Source organism: Streptomyces sp. URMC 127 (assembly GCF_051386535.1).
Lineage (GTDB): Bacteria > Actinomycetota > Actinomycetes > Streptomycetales > Streptomycetaceae > Streptomyces.
In genome coordinates, this window is the sequence record NZ_JBPQTW010000038.1 from 25,848 (window position 1) to 44,236 (window position 18,389).

At 71.4% G+C, this 18,389-nt stretch carries 19 protein-coding genes and 1 riboswitch; of the genes, 13 read left to right on the forward strand and 6 right to left on the reverse strand.

The features are described from left to right. The first annotated feature begins 86 nt into the window (after positions 1-86). Both ACSNOH_RS11880 and ACSNOH_RS11885 read left to right on the forward strand, forming a co-directional pair. Positions 87-389, forward strand: a complete 303-nt coding sequence (locus ACSNOH_RS11880; RefSeq protein ID WP_058046871.1) for a GroES family chaperonin — start codon at positions 87-89, stop codon at positions 387-389. Between the two features lie 29 nt (positions 390-418). Beyond that, a riboswitch (guanidine-III (ykkC-III) riboswitch) is annotated at positions 419-483 on the forward strand. A gap of 31 nt (positions 484-514) precedes the next feature. Beyond that, on the forward strand, positions 515-835 hold the full coding sequence (locus ACSNOH_RS11885; RefSeq protein ID WP_436721221.1) for a DMT family transporter: 321 nt from the start codon (positions 515-517) through the stop codon (positions 833-835). A gap of 24 nt (positions 836-859) precedes the next feature. On the opposite strand, the gene ACSNOH_RS11890 is transcribed toward ACSNOH_RS11885, so the two are convergent. Further along, the gene (locus ACSNOH_RS11890) at positions 860-3,199 is read right to left on the reverse strand and encodes a transglycosylase domain-containing protein (protein ID WP_436721222.1); all 2,340 of its coding nucleotides are present in this window, start codon (positions 3,197-3,199) and stop codon (positions 860-862) included. Positions 3,200-3,573: 374 nt separating this feature from the next. On the opposite strand from ACSNOH_RS11890, the gene ACSNOH_RS11895 reads away from it, so the two are divergent. Continuing rightward, positions 3,574-4,284: a DUF1707 SHOCT-like domain-containing protein gene (locus ACSNOH_RS11895; protein WP_436721223.1), complete on the forward strand. Its 711-nt coding sequence runs from the start codon at positions 3,574-3,576 to the stop codon at positions 4,282-4,284. A gap of 471 nt (positions 4,285-4,755) precedes the next feature. Here the strand turns inward: ACSNOH_RS11895 and ACSNOH_RS11900 are convergent, their stop codons facing one another. Next, positions 4,756-6,081, reverse strand: coding sequence for an SGNH/GDSL hydrolase family protein (locus ACSNOH_RS11900; protein WP_436721224.1), 1,326 nt, complete (start codon positions 6,079-6,081; stop codon positions 4,756-4,758). A 434-nt stretch (positions 6,082-6,515) separates the two neighbouring features. Between ACSNOH_RS11900 and ACSNOH_RS11905 the strand changes: the two genes are divergently transcribed. The 7 genes from ACSNOH_RS11905 (at position 6,516) to ACSNOH_RS11935 (ending at position 12,945) form a co-directional block, all read left to right on the forward strand. Beyond that, positions 6,516-7,796 (forward strand): DUF445 domain-containing protein, encoded by a 1,281-nt coding sequence (locus tag ACSNOH_RS11905; protein ID WP_436721239.1) that lies wholly within the window; start codon positions 6,516-6,518, stop codon positions 7,794-7,796. Between the two features lie 162 nt (positions 7,797-7,958). Beyond that, the gene (locus tag ACSNOH_RS11910) at positions 7,959-8,156 is read left to right on the forward strand and encodes a DUF3311 domain-containing protein (RefSeq protein WP_436721225.1); all 198 of its coding nucleotides are present in this window, start codon (positions 7,959-7,961) and stop codon (positions 8,154-8,156) included. A gap of 41 nt (positions 8,157-8,197) precedes the next feature. Further along, entirely contained in the window at positions 8,198-9,673 is a 1,476-nt protein-coding gene (locus ACSNOH_RS11915) for a sodium:solute symporter family protein (protein ID WP_436721240.1), read from the forward strand. A gap of 114 nt (positions 9,674-9,787) precedes the next feature. Then, a complete protein-coding gene (locus tag ACSNOH_RS11920; protein ID WP_436721226.1) occupies positions 9,788-10,297 on the forward strand; it encodes a ricin-type beta-trefoil lectin domain protein in 510 nt (169 codons plus the stop codon). Positions 10,298-10,530: 233 nt separating this feature from the next. Continuing rightward, positions 10,531-11,643: an amidase domain-containing protein gene (locus tag ACSNOH_RS11925; RefSeq protein WP_436721228.1), complete on the forward strand. Its 1,113-nt coding sequence runs from the start codon at positions 10,531-10,533 to the stop codon at positions 11,641-11,643. A gap of 110 nt (positions 11,644-11,753) precedes the next feature. Beyond that, positions 11,754-12,611, forward strand: coding sequence for a fumarylacetoacetate hydrolase family protein (locus ACSNOH_RS11930; RefSeq protein ID WP_436721229.1), 858 nt, complete (start codon positions 11,754-11,756; stop codon positions 12,609-12,611). Between the two features lie 70 nt (positions 12,612-12,681). Next, positions 12,682-12,945: a hypothetical protein gene (locus ACSNOH_RS11935; RefSeq protein WP_436721230.1), complete on the forward strand. Its 264-nt coding sequence runs from the start codon at positions 12,682-12,684 to the stop codon at positions 12,943-12,945. On the opposite strand, the gene ACSNOH_RS11940 is transcribed toward ACSNOH_RS11935, so the two are convergent. Together ACSNOH_RS11940 and ACSNOH_RS11945 are read right to left on the reverse strand one after the other, a co-directional pair. After that, on the reverse strand, positions 12,930-13,145 hold the full coding sequence (locus ACSNOH_RS11940) for a DUF397 domain-containing protein (RefSeq protein ID WP_436721231.1): 216 nt from the start codon (positions 13,143-13,145) through the stop codon (positions 12,930-12,932). The two genes, ACSNOH_RS11935 and ACSNOH_RS11940, sit on opposite strands and share 16 nt — an antisense overlap. Continuing rightward, entirely contained in the window at positions 13,142-14,020 is an 879-nt protein-coding gene (locus ACSNOH_RS11945; RefSeq protein ID WP_436721232.1) for a helix-turn-helix domain-containing protein, read from the reverse strand. Before ACSNOH_RS11945 ends, ACSNOH_RS11940 begins: the two co-directional genes overlap by 4 nt. Positions 14,021-14,372: 352 nt before the next feature. Here ACSNOH_RS11945 and ACSNOH_RS11950 point away from each other — a divergent pair, with 352 nt between their 5' ends. Next, entirely contained in the window at positions 14,373-14,732 is a 360-nt protein-coding gene (locus ACSNOH_RS11950) for a DUF6255 family natural product biosynthesis protein (RefSeq protein WP_436721233.1), read from the forward strand. A 19-nt stretch (positions 14,733-14,751) separates the two neighbouring features. Here the strand turns inward: ACSNOH_RS11950 and ACSNOH_RS11955 are convergent, their stop codons facing one another. Continuing rightward, a complete protein-coding gene (locus ACSNOH_RS11955; protein WP_436721234.1) occupies positions 14,752-15,048 on the reverse strand; it encodes a hypothetical protein in 297 nt (98 codons plus the stop codon). Between the two features lie 319 nt (positions 15,049-15,367). On the opposite strand from ACSNOH_RS11955, the gene ACSNOH_RS11960 reads away from it, so the two are divergent. Continuing rightward, entirely contained in the window at positions 15,368-15,808 is a 441-nt protein-coding gene (locus ACSNOH_RS11960) for a hypothetical protein (RefSeq protein WP_436721235.1), read from the forward strand. 92 nt (positions 15,809-15,900) lie between these two features. After that, positions 15,901-17,064 carry an AAA family ATPase gene (locus ACSNOH_RS11965; RefSeq protein WP_436721236.1) on the forward strand — a complete coding sequence of 388 codons (1,164 nt, stop codon included), beginning with the start codon at positions 15,901-15,903 and terminating at the stop codon, positions 17,062-17,064. Positions 17,065-17,116: 52 nt separating this feature from the next. Here ACSNOH_RS11965 and ACSNOH_RS11970 read toward each other — a convergent pair whose 3' ends face one another. After that, on the reverse strand, positions 17,117-18,223 hold the full coding sequence (locus tag ACSNOH_RS11970) for a Gfo/Idh/MocA family protein (RefSeq protein WP_436721237.1): 1,107 nt from the start codon (positions 18,221-18,223) through the stop codon (positions 17,117-17,119). Between the last annotated feature and the right edge of the window lie 166 nt (positions 18,224-18,389).

Sequence of the window (18,389 nt, forward strand, 5' to 3'; positions counted from 1 at the left end):
GCGATCTGTGGCGGCGGTGCCGCGTGCGGACAGGTACGGTCGTCTGCGTGAGTACGAACACCACCCACGACAAGCTGCCCATCCGGATGCTGCACGACCGCGTGCTGGTCCGGACCGACATCCCGGAGGGCGAGCGCCGGTCCTCCGGTGGCATCGTCATTCCCGCGACGGCGGCGGTGGGCCGCCGGCTGGCCTGGGCCGAGGTGGTGGCGGTCGGGCAGAGCGTGCGGACGGTGGAGCCGGGCGACCGGGTGCTGTACGACCCGGAGGACCGCGCGGAGGTCGAGGTCCGGGGCGTGGCGTACGTGCTGATGCGCGAGCGCGACCTGCACGCGGTGGCGGCGGAGCGGCTGGAGGGGTCCGAGGACTCCACGGGTCTGTACCTCTGAGTTTGCCGCCTTCGGGTCTGCTGCCTCCGGGTTTGCTACGGTCGTAGGTACCCGACGAGACGCGCCGTACCGGGTCAGGACAAGACGACGCACCACCTGGAAGTTCTCTCCACGGAGGTGCCGTCATGGCATGGGTCCTGCTCGCCGTCGCCGGTCTGCTGGAAGTCGGCTGGTCGATCGGCATGAAGTTCACCGACGGGTTCACCCGGCTGTGGCCGAGCGTGTTCACCGTCGCGGGTATCGCGGCGAGCATGCTGCTGCTGTCGCAGGCGGCGAAGTCCCTGCCCATCGGTACGGCCTACGGGGTGTGGGTGGGCATCGGCGCGGCGGGCGCGGCGGTCCTGGGCATCCTGGTCCTGGGCGAGCCGGCGACGGCGGCGCGGATCTTCTTCATAGTGTTGCTGCTGGTGGCGGTGGTGGGCCTGAAGGCGACGTCGGGCCACTGACGTACGCCTTCGGCGCTCTTCCGCTCAGTAGTCCCCGAGCAGCCCCCCGTCCAGCCCCACACCCCCGCCCTTCGGCTCGTTCGGGATGAACGTGGGCAGCCCCGGGATCGAGGGCGGCCCCGTAGGCGGCCGGGTCGGGAAGCCGGGGGGCGGCCCGGTCGGCGGCAGCGGCGGGATGGAGGTCGTGGGCGGCGTCGGCGGCGCCGGGATCGACGGCGGCGCGGAGGAGGTCGGCGGCGCCGGGATCGTCGGCTCCATGGTGGGCAGCCGGGCCCCGCTCTCCAGCTCCAGGTCGAAGTCCTTGACCGAGGTCCCGGCGAGCGCGGCGCGCGTGTACGCGGCCCAGATGTCGGCCGGGAACCCGCCGCCGTTGATCCGGGCCTGCCCGGCGGCGCCGTAGAGCGACTTGTGCTCGCCGGTGTCGGAGTCCTGGCCCATCACGGCGACGACGGTCGCGAGGTCGGGGGTGTAGCCCGCGAACCACGCGGCCTTGTCGTCCTCCGCGGTGCCCGTCTTGCCGGCCGCGGGCCGCCCCGCGGCCTGCGCGCCCCGCCCGGTGCCGTTGTCGACGACGCTCTCCAGGACCGAGGTCGTGGTGTCGGCGGCGGTGCGCGTGACGGCCTGCTTGACGTCCTGGTTCGGCAGCGGGACGACTTCGGCGCCCTTGGTGACCTTGTCGACCAGGGTGTACGCGCCGTGCCGCCCGTGGTTGGCGAGCGTCGCGTACGCCTGGGTCATGTCCAGGACGCTGGCGTTGGCGACGCCGAGCGCGATGGAGGGGTTGGCGTTGAGGTCGGGGGTGTTCTCGGGGATGCCGAGGGCGACGGCGGTGTCCTTGACCTTGCCGGGGCCGACGTCCTGGGCCATCTGCGCGTAGACGGCGTTGACGGACAGGTCGGTGGCCTTGGTGACGGAGATCTGCCCGTACGAGATGTCGTCCTCGTTGGCGGGCGCGTAGCCGACGGGCCCGTTCGGGCCCTGCACGGGGCGCTTGTTCGTGCCGTCGTAGCGGGTGTTGGGGGTGATGGTGCGCCCGTCCTGGGTGGACGCGTCGTTCGCGACGGCCGAGGTGAAGACGAACGGCTTGAAGGTGGAGCCGACCTGGAAGTCGCGGCGGGTGGCGTTGTTGACGAACTGCTTGGTGTAGTCGATGCCGCCGTAGAGGGCGACGACCCGGCCCGTCCGCGGGTCGATGGAGGCTCCGCCGGCCCGTACGTACCGGTCGACGGCGCGGTCGTCGCTGAGCTCGTCCATGAGCTGTTTCTGTACGGCGTTGACGAACGCGTCCTGCTTCTTCTTCTCGACGGTGGTGGTGATGCGGTAGCCGCCGCGGGCGAGCGTCTGCTCGTCGACGATCTTGTTGGTGGTGAGGTAGTCCTTGACCGCCTCGACCAGGTAGCCGCGCTGGCCGGACATGCCGAGCCGGGCCCGTGCCTTGCCGGGAGCGGGGAACTTCATGGCGTCGCGGTCGGCCTTGCCGAGCCACTTCTTCTTGACCATGCCGTCGAGGACGTAGTTCCAGCGGGCGGTGGCGCGCGCCTGGTTCTCGGGGTGGGCGCCGACGTCGTAGAGGCTGGGGGCGTTGAGGAGCGTGGCCAGATAGGCGCCTTCGGCGGTGTTGAGCTTGTCGGAGTCCTTGCCGTAGTACGCCTGCGCGGCGGCCTGGATTCCGTAGGCGTTGCGGCCGAAGTAGCTGGTGTTCAAATAGCCTTCGAGGATGTCGTCCTTGCTCTCCTCGCGGTCCAGCTTGATGGCGATGAAGAATTCCTTCACCTTGCGGCTGATCGTCTGCTCCTGGCCCAGGTAGTAGTTCTTGACGTACTGCTGGGTGATGGTGGAGCCGGACTGCTTGCCCTTGCCGGTGACGGTGTTCCAGGCGGCGCGCAGCATCGCCTCGGGGTTCACGGCGGACTCGGAGTAGAAGTCGCGGTCCTCGGCGGCGAGCACGGCGTGCTGCACGTCCCGGGGCACCTTGCTGAGCGGCACGCTCTCGCGGTTGACCTCGCCGTCGCGGGCCAGCTGGCTGCCGTCGGCGTAGAGGAAGACGTTGCTCTCGGCGACCGCGGCCTGGTTGGCGGCGGGGATCTGCACGAGCATGTAGCCGGCGATGAGGCCGGCGGCGATGAGCAGGACGACGAGCAGGATGCCGCCGAGGACCATGCGCCAGGTGGGCAGGAGGCGGCGCCAGCCGGTGCGGCGGGGGCGGCGGCCGTTGCCGTTCCCGCCGGGGCGGTCCGGTCGGCCCGGTGTGCCGGTGCGGCCGCCGTGCCCGCCGCGTCCGGGGCCGTTGGTCTCCCTGGGCGCCCAGCCCGCCGGTGCGCCACGGCCGCCCCCGGCGGCCCGCTGTGCGTGCTCGTCGCTCATGTCTGTAGGGACTCCTCGGCCGCCGCCGTTGGTTCGGTCACGGCGGCGCGGTCTCGTGTCGGGCGGTCCGCTGTGCTTCGTACACGTCGTGCACCCCGTCGAACACTGTCGCATCATGCGTTCCGCGCCAATGGCGCGTACCGCGTCCGGCCCTGCCGGCTCGGCCGTCCGGGGGTGGGCCGTCCGCTCCGGCGGGTGAAAAACCCGTGATCGCCGCGGCCGCCGCTTTTCCGGTTCAACGACGGGATGCGGTACGAGATGCGCCCGTGCGGGGCCGTTGCGGTGAATGTCCCCTATCGGTCTCCCTCCGGCTCCTTGCCGTGTCCTGCCGAGCGCAGGGCAGAATCGATAATTCCGCTGGCTACGCTGTTCGTATGATGAGCGAACTTCCAGAGATGCGCGCTTCGGACGCCGAGCGGGAGCGCGTTGCGGAGGCCCTGCGCGAGGCCGTGGCCGAGGGCAGGCTCACGATGGAGGAGTTCGAGGAGCGCCTGGAAGCGGCGTACAAGGCGAAGACGCACGGCGAGCTGGAGCCACTCGTACGGGACCTGCCGGCGCCGGGCGGCGGCACGGCCGTCTCTCTGACCAAGCCCGCGGGCGCGGCGGCGTCGGCCCCGGCGCCGGCCGGGCCGGACTGGGCCGGGCGCATCGGCGGCGGCCCCGTGAGCGGGCCGGTCGCCATCGGCGTCATGGGCGGCTTCCAGCGCAAGGGCACGTGGACGGTGCCGCGCCGGTTCACCGCGTTCGCCTTCTGGGGCGGTGGCGAGATCGACCTGCGCGAGGCGCGCTTCGAGGACGGCGAGATCGTCATCCGCTGCATCGCGATCATGGGCGGCATGCAGGTCACCGTGCCGCCGGAGCTCGACGTGCACGTCGGCGGCGTCGGCATCATGGGCGGCTTCGACGACAAGGCCTCCGGCGCGGGCACGCCCGGCTCCCCCCGCGTCCGCATCACCGGCTTCGCCTTCTGGGGCGGCGTGGGCGTGGACCGCAAGGTCACCAAGGCGGAACGCCGCCGCCTCCGCGAGGAGCGCCGAGAGGAACGGCGCCTGTCCCGCGGGGAGCGGCGCCGACCCCTGGAGTAGCCCGTACCCCAGACCGTTGCGGTCCGGCACCGCCGGACAGGCGGCCGGTGGTTGCTCGCCGCCGCGGCGGAAGAGAACGCCGGCAGCCCGGCGGGCCCGGCAGCGGGGGAAGCCCGCTGAAATACCTCCCGCCGTCACGGCGGGAAAACGTGCAGGCAGCCCGGCGGGCCCCGCCGCGGCGAAGCCGCTGAGAAAGTGCCCGCCGCGACGGCGGACAACCCCCACGGCGTGGGTCCGGCGGAATGGGGCGCCACCGGCACGGTGAGCCCGGCGGCGGCGAAGCCGCTGAAAAGGTGCCCGCCGCGACGGCGGACAACCCCCACGGCGTGGGTCCGGCGGAATGGGGCGCCACCGGCACGGTGAGTCCTGCCGCGGCGAAGCCGCTGAAAAGTGCCCGCCGCCACGGCGAGCACCCCCACCGCCTGGGTTCGGCGGAATCCCCCCGCGCCGTAGCCCGCACCTACCCCGGAATCACAGGGCGGCCGCCGCCTCGCCCTTCAGCGTTTCCACGTCCAGCGCCCGCGCCATCGCCTCGTAGCCCGCGTCGCTCGGGTGCAGGTGGTCCCCCGAGTCGTACGCGGGGAGCAGCCGGTCCGGGGCGGCCGGGTCGCGCAGCGTGCGGTCGAAGTCCACGACGGAGTCGAAGACGCCGCCCGAGCGGATGATCTGGTTGACGCCCTGCCGGGTGACCTCCTGCCGCTCCACCACGCCCTTGTGCCCCTTGAACGGCATCAGCGTGGAGCCGACCACCCGCAGTCCGCGCTCGTGCGCGCGCCGCACCATCGTGCGCAGGCCCTCGACGATGTGCTGCGGGTTGTCGACCTGCGGCTTGCGCAGGATGTCGTTGACGCCGAGCGCGATGACGACGACGCGGGCGCCCGTGCGGCCGAGCACGTCGCGGTCGAAGCGGGACAGGCCGCTGAGATTGTTCGCGGTCGGGCTGGGCGAGTTGCTCAGCAGGATGCGGTTGCCGCTGATGCCCTCGTTGAGGACGCCGTAGCGCGGCGCCCCCGGCTCCGTGCGCAGCCGGGCGGCCAGGAAGTCCGTCCAGCGGTGGTTCGCGCCGGCGGTGGCGGTCACGCCGTCGGTGATGGAGTCGCCGAGCGCGACGACGGCGCCGTGCGCCTCCTGCGTCCACACGTCGACAGCCGACACGTAGCGCCAGTACGGCGTCTTCGTCGTGTACGCCGTGCCGAGCGGCTCCTCGGTGTGGTCGCCCTGGGCGATGAAGGAGGTCTGCCGGGCGTGCGGGTGGTAGGTGACCGGGCCGGAGGGGGTCGGCGAGTACGTGGTGACGAGCAGGTCGGCCGCGGCCGGGACGGCCAGCCGCACCGGGTCGCTGAGCAGCGACCCGCCGGCCGGGACGGTCACCGAGGGCTGCCCGGCGAAGGTCAGGCGCTGCATGCTGCCGGGCGCGGCGGCGGGGGAGCCGGGGGCCGCGGCGACGGCGAGCGAGGCGTGCGTGACGGCGAGCGGCACGGTGCCGTACAGGTTGGAGAGCTGGATGCGCGCACCCGTGCCGCCGATGCTGGTGTGGACCACGTTCCGGATGGACATGCCCGCGTAGCCCTTGGCGGTGTTCGGCTCGGCCGCCGCCGGCGCGGTGGCCCAGGAGCCCACCCACTGCCCCGTGGCGGCGGGCTCGGCGGAGCCGCGGTTCTCGTGCGTGCCGGTCACGGCCCGCCCCTCGCGGCCGCCGGTCCCGAGGAATATCGCGGTCGAGATGATGATCACCACGGCCGCCAGCGCGGCGAGTACGGCGTAGGCCGTACCGCGGGGCAGGGGTGGCCTGTTCATGACGGGTGTCTCCTGGAAGAGAGCGGAGCGGCAGCTCCGGGTGCGGAACCGGGGACGGAAACAGCGACTGATCAGCAACAGCGCCCTCGCGGTCCGATCGCCGTTCCATGATCCCACGGTGGTCTCGGGGTGCGCCCGTGGGGAGCGCCCTTCGGTCCGGTGGGTCACGCAACGTGTCACATGCGACTTGTCAGACGCGGGGAACTCCCGGTCCGTTCCAGTAGTAGGCCGGGTAAGGACATTGCACGGAAACGGACGCCGACCGGGACGGCCGGAGCGGCCGGGACGGCTGGAACGGATGGTGTGAACGGGTGGTGCGGATGAAACGGTCGCCTGAAGGCGAGCGCGGCGTGAGCGCGGAGGGCGGTGCCGAGGGTGCCGAAGGCGGGTCCGAGGGCGGGTCCGACGGCGGTGCGGATACCGCCGAACGGGTGATGCCCGCTCCGCTGGGCAGTCTCACCTACAGCCCGGCCGACGAGGAGAAGCGCCGCGGCGTCCGCCGCATGAAGGCCCTGGCCACGGGCCTCCTGCTCACGGTCGCACTGGTGTACGGATTGGCGAAGTGGGGCCAGTCGGCGGGCGCGGGGGCCTGGGCCGGCTACGTGGCGGCCGCCGCCGAGGCCGGCATGGTCGGCGCCCTCGCCGACTGGTTCGCCGTCACCGCCCTCTTCCGGCGCCCGATGGGCCTGCCCATCCCGCACACCGCCATCATCCCCACCAAGAAGGACCAGCTCGGTCAGAGCCTCGGCGACTTCGTCGGAGAGAACTTCCTCTCCGCCGACGTCGTCCGGCTCCGGCTGCGCGCCGTCGGCATCGCCTCCCGCCTCGGCGCCTGGCTCTCCCGCCCCGAACACGCCGACCGCGTCACCGCCGAACTGGCCACGGCCGTGCGCGGCGCGCTCACCGTCCTGCGCGACTCCGACGTGCAGGCCGTCGTCGGCGAGGCCATCACCCGGCGCGCCGACGCCGCGGAGGTCGCGCCCGGCATCGGCGCGATGCTGGAGAAGGTCGTCGCGGACGGCGGGCACCGGCGCGTCGTGGACCTCGTGTGCGTCCGCGCCCACGACTGGCTCGTCGCGCACGGCGACTCCGTGATGGAGGCCGTCACCGGCGGCGCGCCCGGCTGGACGCCGCGCTTCGTCGACCGGAAGGTCGGGGAGCGGGTCTACAAGGAACTCCTGCGCTTCGCCGCCGAGATGCGGGACATGCCGGAGCATCCGGCGCGCGGCGCCGTCGACCGCTTCCTCGCGGACTTCGCCCGCGACCTGCAGTCCGACACGGACACCCGGGCCCGGACGGAGCGCCTGAAGTCCGAGCTGCTCGGCCGGGGCGAGGTCCAGGACGTCATCGCGTCGGTGTGGGCGTCCGTCCGCGCCATGATCGTCGCGGCGGCGGAGGACGAGCGGAGCGAGCTGCGGCTGCGGGTGCGGGCGGGGATCCTGTCGCTGGGCTCGCGGATGGCCGGTGACGACCGGCTGCGGCAGAAGATGGACGGCTGGCTGGAGGACGCGGCGGTGTACGTCGTCACGACGTACAAGGACGAGATCACGCTGCTCATCACGGACACGGTCGCGAGCTGGGACGCGGAGCACACGTCGCGGAAGATCGAGGCCCATATCGGCCGGGACCTGCAGTTCATCCGCATCAACGGCACGGTGGTGGGGGCGCTGGCGGGGCTGTGCATCTACGGCCTGACGCGGGGGCTGGGAGGGTAACCCAGCGGGTAAGCCGGCCTCTCCGGTTCGCCGCGGGGCGAGGACCGGCCCCGGGCCCTTGAATCCGCCGCAGCGGCGAGCAACCCCCACCGGGGGTACCGGCGGTGCCGAACGGGCCCGGCCCGTACGGCACCGCACACCTGACCCGGTTAGGGTCACCCCGTGTTGAAACGTCCCACCTTGCTGTGGCTGCTCGCCCCGTACGTCCTCTTCCTCGGGGCGCTTCCGCTCGCCGACCGCGTGCGGCCCGTCATCTTCGGCCTGCCCTTCCTCTTCTTCTGGGTGCTCGCCGCCACCCTCCTCACCCCCGCCGCCGTCTTCCTCGCCTGGCGGGGCGACCGGAAGCGAGGGCGCGTGTGAGCGGCAACGCGGCGGTCGCGACGACCGTCTTCGGCGTCTTCATGGTGTTCACCGTGGCCCTCGGCCTCCTCGCCGTCCGCGGCCGCGGACGCACCACCGGCATCGCCGAGTGGTCCGTGGGCGGCCGCAGCCTCGGCACCGTCTTCATCTGGGTGCTCATGGCCGGTGAGGGCTACACGAGCTTCAGCTATCTGGGTGCCGCCGGGTGGGGCTACAACCACGGCGCCCCCGTTCTGTACGTGATCGCCTACATGTCCTGCGGCTACGCGATCGGTTACGTCGTCGGCCCGACGCTGTGGTCGTACGCCCGCCGCCACGGCCTCGTCACCATCACCGACATGGTCGCCCACCGGTACGGGCGGCCCTGGCTCGGCACGGTGGTCGCGATCCTGGCGACCGTGTGTCTGCTGCCGTACATCCAGCTCCAGATCACGGGCATGGGTGTCGTGGTCTCCACGATCTCGTACGGCGCCATCAGCCTGAACTGGGCCTACTTCATCGCCTTCGCCGTGACGACCGGCTTCGTGGTGGTGAGCGGGCTGCGCGGCAGCGCCTGGGTGTCGGTGCTGAAGGACGTGCTGGTCATCGCCACGCTCGGCTTCCTCGCGATCTACGTCCCGAACCACTACTTCGACGGCTACGGGCCCTTCCTGGACCGGCTGGTGGCCGAGAAGCCCGACTGGCTGACGCTGACCGGCCACGGCGGCAGCGGTCTCGACGCGACCTGGTTCGCGACCACAAGCTTTCTCAACTCGCTGACGGTCGTCATCTTCCCGACCACCGTCGCGGGCTACCTCGGCGCCCGCAGCGCCGACGCGCTGCGCCGCAACGCGATGCTCCTGCCGTTCTACAACGTGCTGCTGTTCGTGCCGATGCTGCTGGGGCTGGCGGCCCTGTTCGTGGTGCCGGGCCTGACGGGCGCGGGGTCCAACCTCGCCCTCTTCAAGCTCGTCGTGGACTCGCTGCCGGCGTGGACGGTGGGCCTGACGGGCGTCGCCGCGGCGCTCTCGTCGATCGTGCCCATGGCCGTCTTCATGCTGGTCATCGGCACGATGTGGGGGAGGAGCGTCCTCGGCACGGTGCCCGCGCTCAAGGACCGGCCGCGGCGGCAGCGGGTCGCGGCGCAGGTCGTGGTGGTCGTGGCGGGCGGGCTCGCGCTCGTCCTGACGTATCTCACGCCGAACACGCTGGTACGGCTCTCCCTCATCTCGTACGAGGGGATGGCCCAGCTCGTGCCGATGGTCCTGCTGGGGCTGATGTGGCGTCGGCTGACGCTGTGGGGCGCGGTGAGCGGACTCGTGGCGGGCGGGGCGCTGGTGTGCGCCCTGGTCTTCACGGAGCACGACCCGCTGTGGGGCGTGAACGCCGGGGCGCTCGCGCTGGGCGTGAACCTCGTGGTCGCCCTCGCCGTCTCGCGGCTCGGGCCGCAGCCGGTTGACGGCCGTCCGGACGAGGAGGTGCTCGCGGCCGATCCACGACCGGCGGCGTCGCGACCGGAGGCATCGGTTCCGGCATAAAGGGCGAATAGGTGCGCATCGTTGGCCGGTTACGGCACTTGCCATGAGCAAAAGCGAATGGAAATCTTCGCGCTGTTCTCCGGATCGCATGTTTCGACCGAATGGAGCGATGCAATGCGTATCACCGGCAAGGCGGTCTTCGCGGCCGCGGCAACGACCCTGCTGACGGGCACCCTCGTTGCGGCAGGGAACCCGGCCGGGGCCGCGGCCGCGCCCCCCGACTCCTTCACCAAGTCCGTCCAGTCGTACCTCGACAACACCAACCTCGACGCCCACGAGGGATCCGAGGTCTGGACGCGGGACGGCAGCTTCGCGGACCAGGTCTGGACGTTCTCCAGAGTGGCCACCCAGCCCGACGGGCTGGGTGTCTACACGATCGCGAACACCCGGTTCGGCACGTGCGTCACCGCCACGGCCGCCTCCGGCACGGTGCAGTTGGCGAAGTGCGACACGAACAACCTGGCGCAGCGCTGGGTCGTGGACACGGCCGAGGACCAGACGGAGATCATCAACAAGAAGTTCGCGGACGCCGCCCTCCAGGCGAACGGCGCCGACAAGGCCGTCACGACGGAGGAGCAGGGGGACGGCCCCAACAACCAGCTCTGGACCTTCTACGACAAGTAGCCGCCCGCGGCACAGGGGTGACGAATAGCGACCAGGCCGACGAGACCGACTCGTCGGCCTGGACCAATTTTGACCGTACGTGTTCGGGAGATGGCAGAGATCCATGCAATGATCACCCGTACCACCGGTAATCCAAGGTTTGTGCGAAGATTCCGTCCCCGGTCCGCTCGGACCGGGCGACAAGGGGAAACATCGTGCACATAACGAGATTCAGAGCCGCTGTTGGGGCGGCTGTGACGGTGGCCGCCACGGCCGCTCTCCTGCCCACGTCGGCCGCGTTCGCCGCCGGCAAGCCGGACGCCCGTACGGCTGACAGCGCGACGGTCGAGGCCTTCGGCCGAATAGCCGACGCGATCCTCAAGGACCGCACCTCCGTCCTCCTGGACACCCGCTCGACGGCCGACCGCAAGGCGGTCAAGCTCGACGGGAAGGTCCGGCTCTCCTCCGGGCTCGCGCGGGCCGAGGACACCGGACTGTCCTCGCTGAAGACGCGCAAGGCGTGGCTCGCGGCCCTCGGCGAGGCGTACACGGCCGCCGAGACCAAGACCTCGGTCGACAAGACCACCGTCAAGGGCAACCGCGCCACGGTCCGGGTCACCGAGACCACGGAGCTCACGTACAAGAAGATCCGCGGTGACGAGCCGACGACCACCGGCTTCACCGCCCACCACGAGCTCAGCTTCTCCCTCGGCAAGAACGGGAACTGGGAGCTCACGGGCATCCGCCCGCAGGACGACGGCCCCGGCGCCATCAACGAGCCCCGCACCGCGGTGGCCGCGACCGGCAGCATCGACCTCAACGGCAGCCCGGCCTCGACCCGCTACCCCGGCAGCCGGAACGCCAAGCCGAAGAACCTGACCCCCGCCAAGGGCGGTCTGGACTACAAGGCGATGGCGGCCTACGCCGAGAAGTACTGGCGCAACTACAACCCGGCCTACCGCAGTTTCAACGCCGCGGGCGGCGACTGCACCAACTTCATCAGCCAGGCCCTGAAGGCCGGCGGCTGGAAGGACGTGCCGGGTTCGGACACCTCCGACTACCACAAGTGGTGGTACAACAAGTCGAACCAGTCCGACTCCTGGGTCGGCGCCAACGAGTGGGCGTGGCACACGCTGTCCGCCAAGCGGGCGACCAACCTGCCGAACGTCTACCAGATGGACGTCGGCGACATCCTGCAGATGGACTTCGACGGTGACGGGTCCAAGGACCACTCCATGATCACCACGTACCGGAGCCGGATGGGCGTCCCGTACCTGACGTACCACTCGACCAACACCTACCGGAAGTCGGTCGCGAGCATCATCGCGTCCTACCCGGGAGCGGTCTACTACGCCTACCGCACGTGACGCGGCGTGGGCCACGGCCCGGATAACCTCTGGGGCGTGGCCCACAATTCGCTGTTCGCAGTCCGAAACGTCCCTTGCGGAGAGCACCTCCGCTCTTGGACGATCTAGCGATGAAACTGCTGCGTGTGGGGCCCGCGGGGGCGGAACGCCCGGCGCTGCTGGACGAGGACGGCACGCTTCGGGACCTGTCGGCGCTGGTGCCGGACATCGACGGCGCGCTGCTGGCCGACGCGGCCGCGCTGGAGCGGATCCGCGCCGCGGTCGGCGCGCGCATCCTCCCCGCGCTCGACCCTTCCGGGCTGCGGTTCGGGCCGCCGGTCAGCCGGATCGGCAAGATCGTCGGCGTGGGCCTGAACTATCGCGGCCTGGCCGCCGAGACGCGGTCGGTCATCCCGTCCGAGCCTGTCCTGTTTTTGAAGGCCGCCGATACGGTCGCCGGTCCGGACGACACGGTCCTCATCCCGTGGGGGAGCGAGAAGACGGACTGGGAGGTCGAGCTGGCGGTGGTCATCGGCCGCACGGCCCGTCGCCTGGAGTCGGAGAAGGCGGCGATGGGTGTTGTGGCGGGCTACGTGGCCGCCCACGACGTCTCCGAGCGCGAGTACCAGTTCGACCGCGGCGGCGCGTGGGTCAAGGGCAAGAACTACGAGACGTTCACCCCGCTGGGGCCGTGGCTGGCGACGGCGGAGGAGATCCCTGATCCGCAGGGGCTGCGGCTGCGGCTGTGGGTGAACGGAGTCCTGCAGCAGGACGAGACGACGGCCGACCAGATCTTCCCGGTGGGGGAGGTCGTGCGGTACGTGAGCACGTTCATGACCCTGTATCCGGGTGACGTGATCCTCACCGGCACCCCGGCGGGCGTGGCCCTGAGCCGCCCGGAGCCCAAGCCGTACCTGCGGGCGGGGGACGTGGTGGAGCTGGAGATCGAGGGCCTGGGGCGGCAGCGGCAGGTCTTCAAGGACGCGTAGGCGTTCTGCGTCGGCCCGCCTCGGCGTGTACGGCGAGGTTTTCGCCCCGGTTGCGGGCATATTTTTTGATATGCGCAGGAGAAAGGCGGCGGTGCTCGCCGCGGTCGTGGTGACGGTGGCTGTGGTGCTGGGGTGCGCGTTCGCCCCGCCGGGGTCCGGGCCGGGGCCCGCGCCCCGGGCGCGGCACGTCGCGCCCGACGGGCGCGCCCTGGCGCACGGCGGCGCGCCCGCGGGCGGCGAGCCGCTGCTGGCGGGGGCGGCGATGGTCGCCCTGGGGGCGTGGCTGGGTTTGCTGGTCCTGATCTGCAACCGCCCCCGTCAGCGGGCGGGTTGAAGAGTGTCCTCCCGTATGGAGTGCACGAACGCGGCCCACGCGCGCGGCGCGAAGACGAATGCGCCCCGGGGGCGGGCCTTGCTGTCGCCTATGGCGACGAACTTGTCTGCGGTGGCCTGCATCTCGATGCAGCCCGCATTCTGCCCCTCGCTGTAGGAGGACTTGCGCCATCCGTGGGCGGGCAGGTCGTGGCGTATCACGTGTGCCTCGCTTCCTGTTCGCGGTCGTTTGCGATCGAGGTAATCAGCTCGATGGAGTGTTGTGCCGACAGAGCCGAGGCTTGGATGTTCCGGAATGCCTTGCGGTATTTCGCCACCTGGTCATCATCCTCCAAGTACAACTCGCCGTCGAGAAGGGCGATATGGACGACCTCCAGGTCCATGGGGTCCGGGTACGAGTAGATGTTGAACGCGCCTCCGGTGCATGCGTACCGGTTCCGGGCGAACGGGATGATCTGGATCGTGATGTGCGGGGACCGGCTCGCTGCCACTAGGCGTCGAAGCTGGGCAGCCATGACAGCGGGGCTCTCCCACTGCTCGTGGAGTACGCCTTCCTGAAGGAGGCATACGTACTGGGGAGGGTCCTCCCGGGTGAAGATGCGTTGCCGCTCCATGCGGAACCTGACGTAGAAGTCGAGTTGCTCTTCGGTCGGCGGATCGGGGGCTCCGGCCATGACTGTCCTGGCGTAGTCCGGGATCTGCAGCAGACCTGGGACGACCTCTGGCTGGTACACCTCGATCTTGGCGGCGTCATTCTCAAGGAGCAGGGTTTCCTTGAACCCCCCTGGCAGCATCTCGTGGTACTGGGACCACCAGTTCTTCTTTCGCTCTTCGGAGGCCAGAGCGGTCAGCCAGTCGCGGGTTTTCTTCCGCCGCACTCCGTAGAGGTCCATCAGTGCATTCAGCTGCAGCCGAGTGATGCGCTGGCAGCCGGTCTCAACTCGGCTGACCTTGGAATTGTCGCCATCGATTGCTTTCGCTGCCTGTGCGACCGTCACGCCCGCCGATACCCGTGCGTCCCTCAGTGCTGCGCCCAGCTTTCGCCGCCTGGCGGTGCGCTGTGCTTGCTGTCCCACCGTGACCTCCTGACCTGCAACTTGTAGAGCTGCAATTTGTAGCTCAGCAATTTGGGGTTTGAAATCGCACTGGAAATGGGTGCATTGTGGCCGGACCATCTGGAACTCGCGGAGGAGCGTTGGGGGATGGCATGACATACAGGAACGGTGCGTTCGTGGTGGATACCCGGGATGGCCGGATCGTACAGGTCATCGGGGGAACGGGCGGGCGGGTTCACGTACGTCCACCCGGTGGAGGTACGGAATGGGAAGTACCGTTCGTCGCGCTGCGGTTGGCGACCGGCGAGGAGCGGGCCGAGGCCCGCAGGAACCCGGAACGGGGCCGCCGGCCCGGAATCGCCGACTGTCCGGAATGCCCGGCGCTGAAGGCGACCTGGTGGGAGGCGGAGCGCGGCGGGGACAAGGCGAAGGCCGCGGACGCGCTGGTCGCCGTGCGGCGGCACTGGAGGGGACACATGGCGGAAGGGACACCCGCGTGAGGATCCGCTGCAACCACAGCGAGGGCTGGAACCACCCCGCACCGGGGGAGGCGCGGTGCAGGGCGTGCGGGGTGACGCGGTTCACGGACTACGGCGCCCTACGCCCGCCGGGCATGCCGCACGCGCTCACCCCGAAGCCGAGGGAGGCCCGAAGGGCGGACCGCGCCGCGGCGACGTGGATCGCGAACTTGCCCCGGAAGAGGGCCTGGTGGGGGCTGGCGCCCGTGGCGTAGGTGCGGGCCGGGAACAGTGTCAGGCGCCGTCCGCCGCAGCGGCGAGGCGGCGTCGGACCGCGCGGCGCTGCTTGCGGTTACGGGCCCGGGCCTCCAGCCGGCGTTCCTTCCGGCAGCCGCGTACGCCGCAGCCGGAGCAGCAGGTGTGGCGGAAGAGCAGCGCGCCGGGGTGCTCCCACTGGCAGCGGGTGCCGGAGGCATCCCGCGTCGGGCGCGGCGGCAGATCACAGGCGCCGAAGCGGTGGTCGTGAACGGGCCGGGGCCGGTGCTCCTTGTGGCGGACCCAGAGAGGCTTGGTCTTGTCCGTACGGGACATGGTCGTGTTCCTATCGGAACCGCCGCCCGGTTCTCCCGGACCTTCCGGGCGGGCGGCTAGGTTCGCCTCTTCATGGCGACACCTCCTTCGTCTCCACCAGGGAGGGAGTCCACCGCGTCCCTGGCCCGGAATGCAACCGGTTTAGGGAGCGTGTGCGGCGTAGAAGCGGGCTCGGAATGCCATCCGCGCGGACGCGGTGAGCAGAACCGCATGATCCTCACTGCGTCAAAAATCAGCAGCGCGGAACTCGCCGCCCTCATATGCTCGGCGCACCCATTCCGGTGATCTTCCGGAGATGTACGGCATATGAGGTGAAACCATGACTCTCCACGCATTAGCGCGCCCCACGGCCCGGGCCCTGGCGGCCGTCTCGTTCGCGGGCACCGTGCTGGCAGGCACCGTCGCCGCCGGGGGCACCGCGGCGGCGGCCACGGGCGGGGGCTGTACCGGCCCCGTGACCAAGCAGGCCTGCGTCACGCTCATAGACGACGGTGGCCGCGGTGGCGACATCCTCTTCGAGGCCCGCAGCGACTGGCCCGGCGCCGGCGGCGACTGCCGCATGCGGCTGGTGGCCTTCGACGACACCACCGAGTGGCAGTGGGAACGTGAGCTGCGCCGGTGCGACCGGCCGCTGGACTACCACTACACCCTGCCCAACCCGACCCCCGGGCACCGCTACCGCGCCGAACTGCAGATCCTTCCCAACGGGAAGAACTTCGAGTTCGCCGAGTTCGTGAAGAGCCCGGTGCTCACGTACTAGCCGCGCGGGCGACGCCGGCGACGGGGTGTTGTCAGTGCCCCTTGGCACACTGGCGGGAATAGCACTACGTACCGCTATGCCCGAGAGGTCCCATGCTCACCACCGTCGCCGTCGAGAACTACCGCTCCCTGCGCCGCCTGATCGTCCCCCTGGGGCGGCTGAACGTGGTGACGGGAGCGAACGCCACCGGGAAGTCCAGTCTCTACCGGGCCCTGCGGCTGCTGGCCGACTCCGCGCGGGGCGGGGCCGTCGCGGCGCTGGCGCGGGAGGGCGGGCTGGCGTCGACGCTGTGGGCGGGGGAGCGGAAGGGCTCGGGCCGTTCCCCGGCGGCGAGTCTCCGGCTCGGCTTCGCGGGGGACGAGTTCGGCTACGCGGTGGACTTCGGGCACCCGATACCGACCTCGGGCAGCACGGGCGCGCCGTCCATGTTCAACCAGGACCCCGAGATCAAGCGGGAGTGCACCTGGGCCGGGCCCGTGCTGCGCCCGGCCGCCCTGCTGTCGGACCGCTCCGGCCCCGCCGTCCGCACCCGCACCGCGCAGGGCACGTGGCACAGCTCGGTGAACGCCGTCCGTCCCTACGACAGCATGCTCAGCGAGCTCGCCGACCCGCAGCTCGCCCCCGACCTGCTGCGGCTGCGCGAGCACATGCGGTCCTGGCGGTTCTACGACCACGTACGGACCGACGCTCACGCGCCCGCCCGCAGCGCGCAGGTCGGCACCCGCACCCCGGTGCTCGGGCACGACGGCGCGGACGTCGCGGCCGCCCTGCAGACGATCCGCGAGACCGGCGACCGCGAGGCGCTGGACGCCGCCGTGGACGCGGCGTTCCCCGGCAGCCGGGTGGAGATCGTCAGCGAGGGCGGCCGCTTCGAGCTGAAGCTGCACCAGCGCGGGCTGCTGCGCCCGCTCGGCGCGGCCGAGCTCTCCGACGGCACCCTGCGCTATCTGCTGTGGACGGCGGCGCTGCTCACCCCGCGCCCGCCCGCGCTGCTCGTCCTCAACGAGCCGGAGTCCAGCCTGCACCCGGAGCTGCTGCCGCCGCTGGCCGACCTGATCCTGACGGCGGCGCGGGACACCCAGGTCGTGGTGGTGACGCACGCCCCCGGCCTGGCGGAGGCCCTCGGCCGCGGCGCCGGCCGCCACCGCATCGACGTCAACTCCGTTCACCTGGTCAAGGACGCCGCCGGGCAGACGGACGTCGCGGGCCGCGAGAGCATGCTGGACGAGCCGCTGTGGCACTGGCCCAAGCGCTGACCTGACGCCGGGCCGCCTCAGTCCCCGGGGGCCGGGGCCGTCGCCCCGGAGCTCACCGGGGCTCCCCGATCCGCACCGTGCGACCCTCCTCCGCCGACACCTTCGCCGCCTCCAGCACCTGCAGCGCGGCCACCGCTTCCCGTGCCGTGACCGGCGGTTCGGCGCCGGTGCGCAAGGACGTCTCGACGGCCGCGTAGTAGGCGGGATAGTCGCCCGGCAGCGTCGGTACGGGGTCGCCGCCGCCCGTCTGGGGGGACTCGCCGGCGCCGAGGCGGCCCCAGAGGGACTCGGGCTCGACGCCCCAGCCGGACCGGTCGGGGCCGGGGCGCAGGCCCTCGCGCAGGGCGGCCTCCTGCGGGTCCAGGCCGTACTTCACGTAGCCCGCCTCGCTGCCCAGCACCCGGAAGCGGGGTCCGAGCTGGGCCGTGGTGGCGCTGACCCACAGGTGGGAGCGGACGCCGTTCGCGTGCGTCACGGCGATGAACGTGTCGTCGTCGGCCTCCGCGCCGGGGCGGCGCACGTCGGCCTCGGCGTAGACGGCCGTGGCGGGGCCGAAGAGGGCGAGGGCCTGGTCGACGACGTGGCTGCCCAGGTCGTAGAGGAGGCCGCCGATGTCGGCCGGGTCACCGGACTCGCGCCAGCCGCCCTTGGGCCGGGGCCGCCAGCGCTCGAAGCGGGACTCGAAGCGCAGGACGCTGCCGAGCGCGCCGTCGGCAAGGAGCTGCCGTACGGTGCGGAAGTCGTTGTCCCAGCGGCGGTTCTGGAAGGGGCTCAGCAGCAGGCCGCGCTCCTGCGCGAGGGCGGCGAGCGCCTCGGCCTCGGCGGCCGTCGCGGCGAGTGGCTTGTCGACGACGACGGGGAGGCCGGCTTCGAGGGCGGCGTAGGCGAGCGGCACGTGGGTGCGGTTGGGGGAGGCGATGACGATCAGGTCGAGCTCCCCGGCGCGCGCGAAGAGCTCGTCACTGCTCTCGACCGCTCGCACCCCGGGGTGCTCGGCCGCGGCCTGCCGCTGCCGCTCCGGGTCGCTGGTGACGACGGTGTCGAGGACCAGGCCGTCCGTGGCGGCGATGAGCGGCGCGTGGAAGACGGAGCCCGCCAGCCCGTAGCCGATCAGGCCGACCCGGAAGCCGTCCGGCCGCGTTCTGCTGTCACTGTTCATGCCGCCGTGCCCTTCGCCTTCCAGCCCGTCACGTTCCAGCCCGTCACGTTCCAGCCCTCCGTGTTCCGGCCGTCCGTGCGCCGACCGTCCTGGGCCACTTTGGCAACGCTGTTGCTAAAGCGCAAGCGGCAGCGACAATGGAGCCGTGAACCGCACGCCGCCAGCC